At 55.0% G+C, this 14,037-nt stretch carries 10 protein-coding genes; 3 read left to right on the top strand and 7 right to left on the bottom strand.

The annotated features are described in order from the left end of the window. Nucleotides 1-10: 10 nt before the first annotated feature. The 3 genes from CQ011_RS11975 to CQ011_RS11965 all read right to left on the bottom strand — a co-directional run bounded on the left by CQ011_RS11975 (nucleotide 11) and on the right by CQ011_RS11965 (nucleotide 4,871). Complete coding sequence (locus CQ011_RS11975) at nucleotides 11-1,060, bottom strand: carbohydrate ABC transporter permease (RefSeq protein ID WP_105678052.1); 1,050 nt, start codon at nucleotides 1,058-1,060, stop codon at nucleotides 11-13. A 169-nt stretch (nucleotides 1,061-1,229) separates the two neighbouring features. Then, entirely contained in the window at nucleotides 1,230-2,561 is a 1,332-nt protein-coding gene (locus CQ011_RS11970) for an ABC transporter substrate-binding protein (protein WP_105677942.1), read from the bottom strand. A gap of 384 nt (nucleotides 2,562-2,945) precedes the next feature. Continuing rightward, the gene (locus CQ011_RS11965; RefSeq protein WP_105677941.1) at nucleotides 2,946-4,871 is read right to left on the bottom strand and encodes an ExeM/NucH family extracellular endonuclease; all 1,926 of its coding nucleotides are present in this window, start codon (nucleotides 4,869-4,871) and stop codon (nucleotides 2,946-2,948) included. Nucleotides 4,872-5,090: 219 nt separating this feature from the next. On the opposite strand from CQ011_RS11965, the gene CQ011_RS11960 reads away from it, so the two are divergent. From CQ011_RS11960 to CQ011_RS11950, 3 genes are read left to right on the top strand one after another with little or no spacing between them, the layout of a single operon-like run. Further along, on the top strand, nucleotides 5,091-6,056 hold the full coding sequence (locus CQ011_RS11960; protein WP_105677940.1) for an ABC transporter ATP-binding protein: 966 nt from the start codon (nucleotides 5,091-5,093) through the stop codon (nucleotides 6,054-6,056). 3 nt (nucleotides 6,057-6,059) lie between these two features. Then, on the top strand, nucleotides 6,060-8,390 hold the full coding sequence (locus tag CQ011_RS11955) for a YhgE/Pip domain-containing protein (protein WP_105677939.1): 2,331 nt from the start codon (nucleotides 6,060-6,062) through the stop codon (nucleotides 8,388-8,390). After that, nucleotides 8,387-9,001 (top strand): TetR/AcrR family transcriptional regulator, encoded by a 615-nt coding sequence (locus CQ011_RS11950; protein WP_105677938.1) that lies wholly within the window; start codon nucleotides 8,387-8,389, stop codon nucleotides 8,999-9,001. Before CQ011_RS11955 ends, CQ011_RS11950 begins: the two co-directional genes overlap by 4 nt. 27 nt (nucleotides 9,002-9,028) lie before the next feature. Here CQ011_RS11950 and CQ011_RS11945 read toward each other — a convergent pair whose 3' ends face one another. The 4 genes from CQ011_RS11945 to CQ011_RS11930 form a co-directional block, all read right to left on the bottom strand. Beyond that, nucleotides 9,029-10,684 carry an ABC transporter transmembrane domain-containing protein gene (locus CQ011_RS11945; protein ID WP_105677937.1) on the bottom strand — a complete coding sequence of 552 codons (1,656 nt, stop codon included), beginning with the start codon at nucleotides 10,682-10,684 and terminating at the stop codon, nucleotides 9,029-9,031. Nucleotides 10,685-10,692: 8 nt separating this feature from the next. Next, entirely contained in the window at nucleotides 10,693-11,829 is a 1,137-nt protein-coding gene (locus tag CQ011_RS11940; RefSeq protein WP_146112608.1) for a DUF1611 domain-containing protein, read from the bottom strand. Between the two features lie 235 nt (nucleotides 11,830-12,064). Beyond that, nucleotides 12,065-12,586: a SixA phosphatase family protein gene (locus CQ011_RS11935; protein WP_105677936.1), complete on the bottom strand. Its 522-nt coding sequence runs from the start codon at nucleotides 12,584-12,586 to the stop codon at nucleotides 12,065-12,067. Nucleotides 12,587-12,669: 83 nt separating this feature from the next. After that, on the bottom strand, nucleotides 12,670-13,461 hold the full coding sequence (locus CQ011_RS11930) for a winged helix-turn-helix domain-containing protein (protein ID WP_105677935.1): 792 nt from the start codon (nucleotides 13,459-13,461) through the stop codon (nucleotides 12,670-12,672). Nucleotides 13,462-14,037: the final 576 nt, after the last annotated feature.

The following is a 14,037-nucleotide window of genomic DNA, read 5'->3' as shown; positions in this document are numbered from 1 at the left end:
TAACGTTGCGCTACTCATGGGATTCTCCGCCCTTTTCGCCAGCTGTTCCATTTGAGCCGGGCATACCGTTTGAAGCAATCTTTGACTGAGCCATTTGCACCGCGTGTTTGTGCGCTATGCGTTGTTGGCGACGGTTTTTACGACTTCCTCCTTCGGCAGATGAAGCAATGGAACCCGACAGGAAGAAGTTGATCAATCCGATCAGGATAATGATCAAGAACAACATCCATGCAACCGCAGAGGCCCTTCCAAAGTCGCCGCGGTTGAATGCTAGATCCCATAGGTAGAGCACTGTGGTCTGGTATTCGCGTTCGGGGCCGCCAGGCACCGAACTGCTGGGATTGAACAGTTTTGGTTCGGTGAAAATCTGTAGTCCACCGATGGTTGCGGTGATGACGACAAAGATCATTGTGGGCCTGATACTTGGCAAAGTAATTGCGAAGAACCTACGCAGTGAACCGGCCCCGTCGATTGCTGCCGATTCGTGCAGTTCGCGGGGAACTGCCTGCATGGCGGCCAAGAGAATCAGTGCGTTATACCCAGTCCAACGCCAGTTCACCATGGTCGCGATGGCTAGATGGGATGGAATTACTTCACTCTTCCAGGCCACCGGATCAATATTGATGGTTTGGAGCAGGTTGTTGATTAGCCCGTATTTCTCATCAAAAGCCGAGGAGAAGATTAGCGTGACAGCTACAGGAGTGACTACGTAGGGAATCAGTACGCTCATCCGCCAGAACGTTTTCGCGCGGATATTCTGATCCAGAATGGCCGCGATGAACGTTGCTACGAGCAACTGCGGAATGGCCGAGAGTAGGAAGATACTGAACGTGTTGAACAGTGAGTTCCAAAAGAGCGGAGAGCTAATTTCGGCTACGTAGTTATCTAGGCCCACCCATTCGCCGGCTCCTCCGAGAAGATCCCAGTCATTGATGGAAACCACGAAGGTGTAGATCAGCGGAAAGAGTCCGACCAGCGCGAACAGAATAAAGAACGGTGAGACATAAAGATACGGCGAGTATTTGAAATCAATTTGTCCCCAGCGGTGCCGGCGACGCATTTTCTTCTCCTGCACCGGATCACCGGCGCGATGAACCGCGTCAGGGGTTGGCTCCCCTGGTGGCACAGCAGCTCCTGTGGCGTCCGAAGCATTGTTGGTCATGATGCTCATTATCGATTTCTCTTTCCCAATAGGCCGGCCGATGGTTCAGCCGGCTTACCGGTGGTGATTACTTGATGTCCAAGTTCTTCATGGTCGACATAGCTTCATCCCATGCGGCTTGTCCATCCTTGCCACCATCCAAAGCGATCGTCGCTGGACCAAAAACCTGCTCTTGGATGACCGAATCATCGGCTCCCTTGAACTGTGCTTTCACACCCTCTGCACGTTCGGCCAGTAGTTGACCGATCGGAGCATCATTGAAAAATTTGGTCAGTTCATTGCTTCCAGTAACCTGCTCGGAGCTCTGGGCTTCAAGGTTGCTTGGGAACGTTCCGGCTGCTTCGAATGCTGCCGCCTGAGGCTGTGCGCTGGTCAGCCACGTAGCGAGTTTGGCTGCTTCGGCTGGATTTTTCGAGGTGGTAGGAACGGTGAGGAAGGTTCCTCCCCAGTTCGCTGGTCCACCTGGGAAGACGCCGGCGAAGTCCCAACCCGAGGTTGCGTCGCCACCTGCACCTTCAACCTGCCCCTTGACGTTGCCTAGCATCCAACCTGGGCATGGCATGGTGGCGAAGGAACCATCCAAGAAAGCTTGCCCTTTGCCCCAGTCCCATTGGGTCTGTCCGGACGACAATCCTGCTTCGGTAGCATCCGCCAACATCTTCCAGCGGTTACTCAGTTCGGCGTTGCCGTCAATATTCAACGACCCGTCCTTTTTGTAATACCCTTCGGTGAGTTGGTTGACCATGGCGTTCCAGACAAACCCGGACTGATCAAACCATGCCTTTCCGGTTTTTTCTTCGTATTTTTTACCAGCGGCAAAGTAGTCTTCCCAAGTGGAATCCTGTCCACCGATGAATTCAGCAAATTCCCCACGCTCGGATGGCATACCGGCTTTTTCAAGGAGTTTCGAGTTATAGCAAATTCCTTCCGGGCCAATATCTGTGCCGTAGCCGATGATGCGTCCGTCTTTGTCAGTTGCCTGCTCAACTTTCCAGTCGACCCACTGGGACTTGAGATCTTCTATTCCGTAGTCACGCAGATCGCTAAAGGAATCAGAGACGGCCATAACCTGTCCTAGCCACCCCTCTTCGACTGCCTGGATGTCAGGAAGACCGGCACCTGAAGCCTGCTTGGTTTTCCAATCGACCAACGCGTTGCCACCGGTATCGATGTTAGTTGCTTCGATAGTGACGCCGGGGTTTTCCTTTTCATACTTTTCGTACAAGCCGTCCAGGCCCATCGCGCCGAAAGTCGTGACCGTCAGGGTGACCGGGTTGTCTGTCGATGCCGCGTCCGCCTTCGGGGCATTGCCGGCGTTGCTGCAACCTGTCGCCAACAAGGCAAGAGTGCCTAACAGTGCGACCGATTGCGCGAGCTTTGTTTTGCTCGAGGTTTTCATGATGTCTCCAGGTGTCAGTGCGGGTATAAGAGGTCGAGAGGCTCTGTCACATCCAAAATGAGAGCGCTCTCAGAGTAGAACAGGTATCCACCTTTTCAAGTTTCTACCGGGCCATGAAGCATAAAAGCGCCTAAAGCAAACACCGTGTGAGCGCTCTCACAAATCATCTTCCCAATATTCTGCCCGATCACAAACCGTTGTCAAGACCGAACCTCAAATCACTGCGCAACCCTTACCCTTTGGAGGTTCTTTATTTTCAACCAACGGCTAAAAGAAGACAGGTCAAATGGTTTATTCGATCCGGGACTTCGTCAGTGGGCGGTAAATAATTTTTCTCCAAAGAAAATCCGGCGAATCAACGTTGATCCGCCGGATTCACCACCTCTACTTCTTGTTCAGCTGAAGTCCAACAAGCACCGGATCATGATCCGAGGAGCGGAATTGGTCAGGGGAGAACAACTGAGCCACGTTGTTGTTATAGCGGCTGTATTCATAGGCCACGGACTCCGTCGCGTTGATATTCCAGATTGTTTCTCCGGTCACCGACGGTGCAATTTCTGCCGACCCGAGCACATGGTCCAGGGACCCAGTTCGACCTCCAAAGAGGTAGCTTTGAGTACTCGCCTTCGCGCCCAAATCAACATAGCCAGCCCGAGTCATCACCTTAATAGGGTCCTCGGCCGAATAGGAATTGAAGTCACCGGCCAACAGCACCTTGTTGGTGTTTCGTTTCTTCTTCAGCCCTTCAGCGAAATCCACTAAGGCTTCGGCTTGTTCGACGCGTGCGGCGTTCCACGCTCCTGCACCATCACCCTGATCTGCGTTCTCGGAGCCATCCTTGGGGTCAGAACCTTTGGATTTGAAGTGATTCGCCACTACAAGGAAACGAGTCTTAGAGTTACCACCTACACGCTGGAATGCCTGGGCTAGCGGATCACGTGCATTATCAAAGGCAGCGTCGTCAAGCACTACCGATTCATCAATGAGCTTCACCGCATCACGCTGGTAAATCATGGCAGTACGAATGACATCCTCGTCAGCCGGAAGTTCCGCTGGACTAGGGACGAAGCTCCAGCGTTTTGTGCCGGCAGCCTGATTCAACGCATCCACTAAGATTTGCAAGGCGGCGTCACGGTCTTGGCCAAGACGGGCCGAATTTTCAATTTCTTCAAGAACCACCACATCTGCATCAAATTTGTTCAATGCCGTAACGATCTTGGACTGCTGGCGTGCTAGGTTTTCGGCGTCTGCAGCACCACGAGCATCACAACCACTGCGCACCGAAATCGGGTTCCCCTCACGATCGGTGTAGTAATTGCACCCCTGAAGCTGGTCTCCGGTGGTGGTGAAGAAATTCAATACGTTGAAGCTACCCACACTGACGTTTCCGCCAACCTCAGCAGGGGCTTCGTTCGCTACCTGCTCAAAGCTCACCGGAATGTCGGAATCCTGAGCACCTACTACCTGCCCCTGTGGTTGCAGCCGCCACAGGTCGTAGCGGTAATCCATGATGACCGGAGCGGTGAAGGTCGCACTTTTGCCTACCGTGACATGCTCCGACGCCGAAATGTAGGGTACTTCAACGAGTTTGTTCGCCGCGGCACCCAAGAAATTCAAGGTGGCACCGTCATCTAAAATCAATGCGCGAGATTCATTTTCGGCTTCCAAGGCCTTGGCTTCATCGCTTCCGGGCGCGAAGACGTCGGTGGCCTGACGCAGGGTGCGCTCTCCGTCGAGTATCGAACTGGTGCCTTCGGCCAGGGTAATCTCCCCATACTGATTCAGACTGTAGTTATCAGCAACGGTCCATTGACCTTGTGGGTCAATCAGCATTCCTTCAAATCGTTCACGTGCAGCATCCGTGTCAGGAATATCGATAGCCAGCGGCTTGATCGCTTCCGCCGGCTCGGTGAGCACTTCAACATCCTGAGTCGTAGCGCTAATTTGAGTCATTCCGTAGTATTCAGCAACTTCACCAGAGACCTGAACATGATCACCTACCGCCACCTTCGCGACACCAGCCGAATACACAAAAATCGCTGAGCTGCCAGCCGAAGAGATCTCACTTCCCGAACCAGCCGTCTGGATGTAGAAGCCTCGGATTCCACCTTCTGCGTAGGCCCCGGTGACCACCCCTCGAACACTTACCTGCATGCCGGCCATTTCTGTGGCGCTTCCGGTGCCCTGGATCTCTTCGATCTCGGTCAGTTCATTACCGGTTCCAGCCGCCGAGGCAGGCGCCATCATTCCAGCAACCAATGCGGTTCCTAGACAGGTCGCCACAAAGGCTGTCGTGGTGCGTTTCTTCATGGATAGTCCTAGTTCGTTGTAAGTACCCCAGCGCGGTAGCGCTCGGTTGACCCGCAATCGATTCAATCAGCCACTAATGAATTCAGGATGAATCATCGGATGGTTTCCGGTTGTCGGTCCATGAACCATCCAAGACCATGACGCGCGTCACGTCTACTGGTGAGTAAATAAACTTTCACACTAATTGAACTGACCGGTCAGTTCAATTAGTATTAAAGTGTGTTAATTGCTAATTCATTGAGCTTCAAAGGGCGCCACGGCCAGCTCGTCGACAAAACCTCCCTGGCAGTCGAGCGAGGTGCGCTATTGCTTGTGGTTGCCGATGCGCAGCTTGAGCGCACCGCTCTCGCCCTGATGCTTTCTGGGCGAATGAGCCCTAGTTCGGGGACTGTCCAGTGGTCTACGGCGCCTGGCATGAAAACGCTACGCGCACACAGTGCGCTCGTTGACTCCCCGCAAGTCAACGAGCCCGAGGCCCACCTGAAGGTCCGAGACGTCGTTAGCGAGGATCTATCTCTAGTTCCCGGACCTTTCTGGCGCCGCCCGCAAAGCAAGAAGTGGTTAGCCAAACACGGTTTTGAGCACCTCGCCGGAGACTGGATCGACGCTATCGACCCACAGACCCGCTTAGACCTGCTTACGCAGCTTGCCTTAGAAAACCACGACACCGATTGTCTGGTTTTTGATTCTCCGGACCGCCACGGCATCGACGAACCGACATGGCTGGAATCGTTGGAAGAACTAACCCATACACGTCGTCAGCTCACCGTCATCGCCGTAGTTTCTAGAATCCCTGATAGTTGGCAGGGCCCCGTCGTATTCGCCGGACAAACAGCCACCATCGACGACTCGGCATTACAAACCGCGACCGTCCCACAGATTGAAAATGATCCGGAGGCCCACGAGGTCGATGTCGAGCCGGCACCGGAACTACCGACGGACGAACCCACGGACACCGAGTTCGTAGAAACAACCAGCTCAGCGGAGCCTGCGGCGCTTGAGGATTACACCCCTCCAACGGATACCACCTCTGAAATGGTCAAAGAATCCGAGCCGCAAAATACTGCCGAGCTCTTGGAATCTTCACCGCTTCACCGCGAAGCTCCCGAAGCACCCGAAGTACCTGAACCTCCTGCGCAAGAAGAAGCCGAGCTTGCAGCAAAATCATCCACCCCAAAGGACTAACTCATGACGACTCTGGGACTTGCTCTCTCTGAGCTCAAGCGCATGACCCGTGGAACCTTGCCCAAATTGGCGCTGATCGCGGTAACCTGCGTACCGCTGCTCTACGGGGCTCTCTACCTCTATGGCAACTGGGACCCACAATCAAACCTCAGTGGCATCAAAACTGCTTTGGTGAACCTCGATGATGGAGCCGAGCGAGACGGGAAAGCCACGAAGGTGGGTGACGAGGTAGTCGAATCCCTCTTGAAAGACTCCACCTTCGACTGGGAAGTAGTTGACTCACAGCAGGCTGCCGCTGATGGTGTTGCCCATGGCGACTATGCCTTCGCGATGACCATCCCCCAAGACTTTTCAGCTTCCCTCACCTCCCCCGCCGAGATGAAAAAAGCCAATGCGGCAAACCTCGAGCTGACCACAAATGATGCCAATAACTTCATGGCCAGTAACTTCGCCAAAACCCTGGCCACCGAGGTACGAGATTCGGTGTCAAAAGAAGTTGGAACCGAAACTGCTGAAGGCATGATTGCTGGCTTTGTCGACATCCACAAATCAATGGGCGAAGCCGCCGATGGGGCCAAGAAACTCTATGATGGCACCATTACGCTCTCCGATGGTGTGGTCACCGTACAAGATGGCACCGCGCAGTTAGTCACCGGCGGAGCCAAACTTGAAGACGGCGCACAGGCGCTCCATGATGGTACCGGCACCCTGTCCACTGGCTTAGGAAAGTTGACCGACGGCCAAGACAAGCTAGTCTCTGGTACCCACGAGCTCTCCAAGGGCAGCACCGAGCTAAATTCAGGAGCCCAGACACTGAGCAAGGGTCTAAACACCTTAGAATCAAAAACATCTACCCTGCCTAGCTCGGTCTCTAAGCTTAACGACGGAACCCAGAAGGCAGCCTCCTCGGCTGACCAATTAGCCACAGGTTCTCGGCAGGTAGCCGATGGCAACGCGAAACTCAGCGCCACCGCGGACGACGCTATGAGCGTGATCCAAGAATTGCAGACCGATGCCGAAACGCGGCTGAATCAAGTAGAGAAGAACACCGCTGACTTCCTGAATGCTCAAGTCACCGCAGGCACTCTGACGCAAGAGCAAGCAGATCAGATCTCCGCGCAGCTGAAATCCACCGTACAAAATTCAACGGTTACCCAGCAGCTCAATAGCAAGGTCAAAGATGTCAACGCAAAACTTAGCTCTACGCAAGAAGACCTGAACCAGCTCGCGGAAGGTTCGGAAAAAGTTGCCGACGGCAATAAACAGTTAGCCAGCGGATTACACACCCTCGCGCAGGGCACCAAAAAATTGGACGCCTCGGTGCCAGCTCTTGTGGACGGAATCTCCTCGGCAGCAAATGGTGGTAGCCAGCTTGCCGATGGCTCGCAAAAATTGGCCGCTGGCACCTCGACCCTAGAAGACGGGCAAAAATCTGCTCTGTCGGGAACCAAGGAAGCCGCACAAGGCAGCAAAAAACTAAATGCAGGTGCCCAGGAACTCGCTACCGGAACAGGTACCTTGCATGACTCGTTGATCAGTCTTGATGAAGGTGTCGGTAAGCTCGGCGACGGCGCTCACGAGCTTAAGGATGGTTCCGGCGACCTGTCCAAGGGACTAGACGACGGCGTAGATCAGGTACCAAATCCGGATTCGACTGCTTCTGATCAATTAGCAGACGTGATCGGTGACCCGCTGCGAGTGAACTCGAACGCCCAAACCAAAGCGGGCGCATACGGTGCAGGGTTGGCACCGTTCTTCATGACCCTAGCCACCTGGATTGGCACATTCATCCTTACCCAGGTCATGCGCCCGGTCAATAATCGCGCGTTGGCTTCTAATGGTAGAAGCTGGAAGATCGCTCTCGGGGCGTGGCTTCCCTTTGCCTTCATCTCCGTTATTCAGTGCACCGCCTTATATGCGGTGGTAGTTTTCGCTATCGGATTGGATCCGGTACACCCGTGGCTGACCTGGGCCCTACTACTGCTAGCTTCGCTTTGCTTCAGTGCATTGATTCAAGGCATCTGTGCTCTGATGGGTGCCGCAGGTAAATTTGTGGTGCTGCTGCTGATGGTTCTCCAGTTGGTGACTGCCGGAGGCACGTTCCCGTGGGAAACACTTCCGGCCCCCTTACAGTTCTTGCACCAAATCCTCCCGATGAGCAATGTGGTGGCAGCGCTAAGGCACGTGATCTATGGTGCTGATCTGAGTATGCTTGTTAGTACTATCCTCCCGGTGATCGGATACATGGTGCTGGGGCTACTGTTGAGTTTCTTGGCAGTGCGCAAGCATAAGACCTGGACACTAAAGACGTTACAACCGGAGCTGACGGTATGACCGCATCACCTAACTCGCGCCCCCGTACCCGGGTTACTGATTCCAAGGAGCGACTGTTCGCGGCATCAATGCAGCTGCTCGGGGCACGCGGACCCAACGCAGTTTCGGTAGACGAAATCGCACAAATTGCTGGGGTATCCAAGGGCACCGTGTATTACAACTTTGGTTCCAAAGACAAGATGATTGGTCAAGTCTTGGAGTTCGGTGCTGACATGCTAGTTGCCCAGCTAGACGAGGCGTCCACACTCGCCGAACCTCGGGATGCCTTACGCACCATGGCAACAATCGCCATTGATTTTGTCGAGAAATATCCTTCATTCGCACAAATCTGGATCAGTGAACAGCTAAGCCCCGAAAGTGACTGGGGAGAACAGATCACCCCGGTCTATACCCGGGTGACCTCAACAATTATTGAAGTCATAGACCGGATAGTTGTTTTAGGCCAAGAAGAAAAAGAACCGGTGGCTACCGCGCTCTTTGGTGCGGCGCTATTCTCGGCGCGGCTACGTGCCGCCTCGATGAACCCAGAGGACCGCGAAACCATCTTAAACTCCGTGCTATTCATCGTTGATGGATTGTTAGCAACACACGAACCGGTCACCGATCACTAGCCAGCCCTTGTACTGCACTGGTCCGTTCTATTCTTCGTCAGCCCCGGCCGGCTGCAATACCGCCACGTCCTGTGTCGCCGTTGGTTCCCACGTGCGAGTGGCTTTAATCCCGGTCATTTCACCGTGGAAAATTACCACGCCTGGGTAATCGTTAAGCCGCGCAGCCAAGTCGGTCTGTGCTTCATGCGGCAACCGGTTGATGACCGAATCGACAATGAGAACTGCCGGTTGTCGCAACAGGGCACGCGCCATGATCAACGAGGCTCGCTGAGCGGAGTCCAAAGGTTCTCCTCCACGACGCAACATGGTGCTTTCGCCCTCGGGAAGACTAGTCACTTCAAGCCCACACTCATCGGCCAAACGCAGTGCCCGTTTGGTCGAGGAGCCGGGATGGCGATACGTCAGTGCACGAAGTATCGTGCCGCGTTCGAGGGCCATCGTGTTCAAGGCCGCGCCTACCAGCTTGCGCCGTTCGGTAGCCGGCAAATCCTCGCTTCGACCTTCGGCAATCCACAGTCCGCCTAAGCGCTGAACGTCTGTTCCGACCCGTCCGGTCGCTAGTGCTTCAAGTAGGGCATTTGATTGTGCCCCAGTGCCCAGAAGCTGTATTCGCGCTCCGCCTTGTGCCCGCAATGAGGGCCAGCCTTCTAGCCCTTCGGCGGTGGGGCGAATCCGCACCGCCAACTCCTCAAGGTTCAAGTCTTTGGACACTCGGGTAGAGGTTAGTTGTTGTTCGGCTTCACGCCAAGATTTTTCCTGTTCAAGCAGTGGAGCAATGATCCGCCGGCCGGCTCGATAGTTTTGCCGATATTCAACAATCCGGCCCCACTCCCCCATGGTTCCAGCACAGATCCCCATCAGCGTTAGTGCGCTAGCCAATAATCCTGCGCCTAATCCAGCCCATGAGCCAGCTGCAACGACCAGCGCGGTGCCCACCAGCGGGACGCTCAATGCGCCGGCTCGCAGCGCTCCGGCATATTTTGCCCGGTGCACCGAGGCGTGCACAACCTTTTGCGCGCTCTGATCTACACGTTGCACCTCGCGGTGCACCCCGCCAGCCGCGCTAATGGTGGTGGACGCTGACACCGTGTCGGCGATGCGCGCGGCAAGATTGCCCCGGTGCCGACGTAGTACTCGCGCGGTGCGCAGGGCCCCTCGGGCCAAGCCGGCGAGCAAACTTACCTCCAACAACACTGGAATCACTAGGGCTACAGCCAAGAGCGGATGTAAAAGCCCTAAACCGAAAGCACCAAAAATAATCAGCGGGATTCCGGCAATCAATGGCACAATCCCCTGAGTGACCCAATTCCGAATGGAGGACAAATCATTGCTGGAGCGAGCTACGGTAATTCCAACCGATGGCCCGCGGCTCGCCTTGAGCGCGTGGGATATCAAGGACACTCGTAGCTGAGCCACGTAGTGCTGACCGAGTTTTTCTGCCAATACTCTCTCGGCAAACTTTCCACCGAAGAAGACCGCAGACAACACGATCACCCACAGCAGGGCTCCCAAGGAGAAAGCTGCCGCGAGTTGCCCTACCTGCCATGCAATGATCACCGAGAGCACCCCGACTGCTAAGGCCAGTAGCAGTAGTGTCGCCAGCAGCATGCGCCGTCCGGGTGCAATCAGCGCTGGCAGCGCTGGTTCACGTACCATTGGGTGTTCGGAATATATGCCTGACATGGATGCTCCTAACGAGTTGGCAGCAGTGCGCTAGCCACCTGGGGGTCACACAGGTCGAAGGTGTCGATGATTTCACTGTCCATATGCGCACGAGCTTCCGCGGCAGCCAATGGGGATGCGGTGAGCACACCGGAGACTGCGGCGAGGTCAAGGCCTGCGTCGAGAAGAATTCTCTCTCCAGCTTTAGCGCCAAGCGCGTCCTGGGCGCTGAATAGTACCCGGTCAACGTGTTCCTTGAAGATTTGGTCGCCTAAGAGACGGGAGGTTTCACCCTGGAACAGTCCATCGGCGATCTCGATGATCACCGCGTCGGCGCCGGTGGCGCTTTGCTCTTGGATCATGCAGACCAGCAGCTCACGCACCGTGTCATAGTCCAGACGGTAGGTGGTTGGGTAACCGAAGTCGGTGAAATCGCAGACGCTGAAAGCTCCGGCATCGGTGAACAGATTGGGGTCGTTCCCGGCTCCGGTACCGGTGGCTTTACCGGCAGCAACGCGCAGCCCCGCGTTATTCAAACCATTAACCAGGCAGCCTAGAGTCGTTGATTTTCCGGAGTTCATGGAGGTGCCGAGGACCGCGATCACCGGCACACGGTGTCCTTGGCCTTGTGCGCTGGCATTGACCGAAGGGTTCTCGATGCTCAGTGGGGCGAAGTCTCGCAGGGTCACGACTTTACCGCCGCGCATCAGCAGTCCAACCGGCTCTAGCTCGGTAGCGCGATCGATGGACGCGTGCTGCTGCTCGACCAGCGAGGCGACACCGCCGCCGGCCACCAACTGGCATGGTCCGAGGTTTTTTGGAACGTGGGCGAGGAACTGATCCGGAGCATATCGATCCCCGTACGCGACCATGACTTCTTGACCAACAAAGAGCTTTTGACGACGCGAGTGTGGTGACTGCAACGCAGTGTGCTTGCCAATTTCGGTGACTTTCGCGATGACCACGTCCCCGGCGCGGGGAGCCATCGTTGAGCTGGCCACGATGTGGAAGTCCTGGGGGTTGCGGTTTAGTTCGGCCGAAACAAAGCGAGTGGTGTAGGCCGCCTTGATGGTTGCTGCACGCAAAGTGTCGAGCGTGAGCCGGGTATCGCCGACGGTGTAGCTCTCTGCGTTTTCATTCGAGATGATCTGTGTGTCAATGCCCATGGTCTTAGCCTTTCTCGCAAAGGTTCCCCCGGGAGGAAACCGTGATCTTCATGCGGCACTGTGCCGCGATGAATCTCAGTCAAGCGAGTGAAGATGAACCAAAGATGAACCATTCCTGAGCCAATGAGGAGAATTTGATGAGGAGACTCTCATCAGCAATTCATAAGACCAGACCAACACGGATTATGCAGATGACTTGGAACTTTGAAAATACTTGATGAGAATGTTCTCATGCTTAGCGGGGGACATGAAAGTGTGTGACCCGCGCATCACGTGCGTCCAAATGTGAGTAAGAAAGTTCGGTCTCTAACACCGTGGTACCTAAAGTGGGATAGTTCATTGCCAATTCATACACCGCTTCTTCATCGGATTGCACCGAGGCTAAACGCAGGGCAAGCTCTTGCAAAATTGGCTGATGCCCAATGACTAACAACGTCGAGACGGTATCTGGCACCTCATTGATGATGGAGCAGAGCGCCGAGGCTCCTGCACCATAAACTCGTGAGTCGACATATGGGGTGGGCCCCTTTTCGCCTAGCTCCGACAGTACCCAGGCGCAGGTCGAGCGTGCACGCAAGGCATCTGAAGAAATAATGTAGTCAGGTATCAGGTCATTTTCCACCAACCACGCTCCAGCCAACGGTGCTTCCCGGTGACCGCGAGCCGCCAGCGGTCGGTCATGATCGCTGATGCCCAAAGGGTAATCAGACTTTCCGTGACGCATGAGTATCAGTCGACGCCGCTGCACAGTATTCATAGCTCAAGCTTAGACGTGTTGCGGTTAAACGACCGAGGCGAGTAAACCCTGCGGTTCACTCGCCTCGGCGACAAAAGCTCTACTTAGATGGAGTACTCCGGGGCTGCCCAGACGACAACCTCTGGGTGCTCGTAGAAACGGTAACCCTGGCCGCGTACGGTGCGTACGGTGTTAGCCAAGCGGCCCAGCTTCGAACGCAGGCGACGGATGTGCACGTCAATGGTTCGCTCGTTGGGAATCTCCTCGGCATTGCGCCACAGGTTTTCCAACAGTTCTTCACGTCCCACGGTGCGGGTCCCATTTTCCACCAAGAAGTTCAGCAGTTCGAACTCCTTGAAGGTCAGGTTCAGCGTTTCACCGTCGAGGTAAACCTCGCGACGGGACAGGTCGATCAATACGCCAGATGGGCGAGGTGCGCTTGGGCGCGCTTCGGCACGAGGGCGGCGCGACAACGTCGGATCACCTAGTGCTTGACGAACTACGTCGATTGGCTCACCCTGTGCACTGGTCGGTGCCAACGCTACTGCAGCGTGGGTCTGTGCCTGTGGAGACAAGGTAGCTAAGAATGCGCGAACCTGAGTTGCGAGCTTGCCTAGTGAAGTTCCCTGCGCCTGAGCTGCAGCTTCGTCGAGTCCAACGTAAAGGACAAAGCCACGAGCGCTAGTGTCCACGCTTGGCGTACCCGCGGTCTGCACTGGCGCACTGGCGGCCTGATGCATCGGTTCACGTGTCTCATGAACGTTGTTTACCGCGCGCAGTGGACGGTAGCCCGCAGGGGCATAGCTTCCGCTACCGGCGGCTGCGCGTTGCGCCGCCGCAGCTCGGTTCTGAGCGTTGCGAATTGAAACGTGTACGTATCCGGATCCAGCCGACATGATGACTTCCTTTTTGTGCGAAGGCCAAGTGATTTGGCGTTAATGCTTCGGGTTTTGCTTGCGCCGCCCATGACCTTCATTCACGAACAGCAGTTGGGTTTCCCGTCGATGACCCTGAGTTAGACAGCTTTTCTCGTTAGCTTTCCCACTCAACTCCACCGACGCCGAGCATTCGACAACAGCACGCAAGCGTACCGTCAGGGCCTTGATCCTGACTGCTGTTGTTGATCTGCGCCGTACTCACACAACAAGTATTCCCCGTAACATTCGAAACTTGCAAGTAACAAAGGTCACCGCTGTTCACCATGTGAGACGAATGTGTCCAAAAGTGACGGAGCACACTTTAGTCATTTCTCGGAAATCTAAACGCTTAACTAAGCGTATTGATCAACCTAAACGCAGGGATGCAGCAGTTTGACTATGCCATTCATGACTGTGAATAATCATTCAGCAGGTACGGCCGTCCACGGTTCAAACATTCGCAGAAGGTGCCCCTTGACCAAATTAACCGTTTACTGAATGGGTTTTTCCTGCATAAACTCGACTTGGAAGCATAGGAATTGCACAGCTAAAACA

Origin of the sequence: Arthrobacter sp. MYb213, from assembly GCF_002979915.1 — a bacterium.
Classification (GTDB): Bacteria; Actinomycetota; Actinomycetes; order Actinomycetales; family Micrococcaceae; genus Glutamicibacter.
Note: the sequence above shows the minus strand (reverse complement) of the source record. Positions and strands in the feature narration are given on the sequence as shown.

Coding starts and splice junctions, on each gene's coding strand:
- CQ011_RS11975 (WP_105678052.1), bottom strand. CDS start 1,060: ATGCGTCGCCGGCACCGCTGGGGACAAATTGATTTCAAATACTCGCCG.
- CQ011_RS11970 (WP_105677942.1), bottom strand. CDS start 2,561: ATGAAAACCTCGAGCAAAACAAAGCTCGCGCAATCGGTCGCACTGTTA.
- CQ011_RS11965 (WP_105677941.1), bottom strand. CDS start 4,871: ATGAAGAAACGCACCACGACAGCCTTTGTGGCGACCTGTCTAGGAACC.
- CQ011_RS11955 (WP_105677939.1), top strand. CDS start 6,060: ATGACGACTCTGGGACTTGCTCTCTCTGAGCTCAAGCGCATGACCCGT.
- CQ011_RS11950 (WP_105677938.1), top strand. CDS start 8,387: ATGACCGCATCACCTAACTCGCGCCCCCGTACCCGGGTTACTGATTCC.
- CQ011_RS11945 (WP_105677937.1), bottom strand. CDS start 10,684: ATGTCAGGCATATATTCCGAACACCCAATGGTACGTGAACCAGCGCTG.
- CQ011_RS11940 (WP_146112608.1), bottom strand. CDS start 11,829: ATGGGCATTGACACACAGATCATCTCGAATGAAAACGCAGAGAGCTAC.
- CQ011_RS11935 (WP_105677936.1), bottom strand. CDS start 12,586: ATGAATACTGTGCAGCGGCGTCGACTGATACTCATGCGTCACGGAAAG.
- CQ011_RS11930 (WP_105677935.1), bottom strand. CDS start 13,461: ATGTCGGCTGGATCCGGATACGTACACGTTTCAATTCGCAACGCTCAG.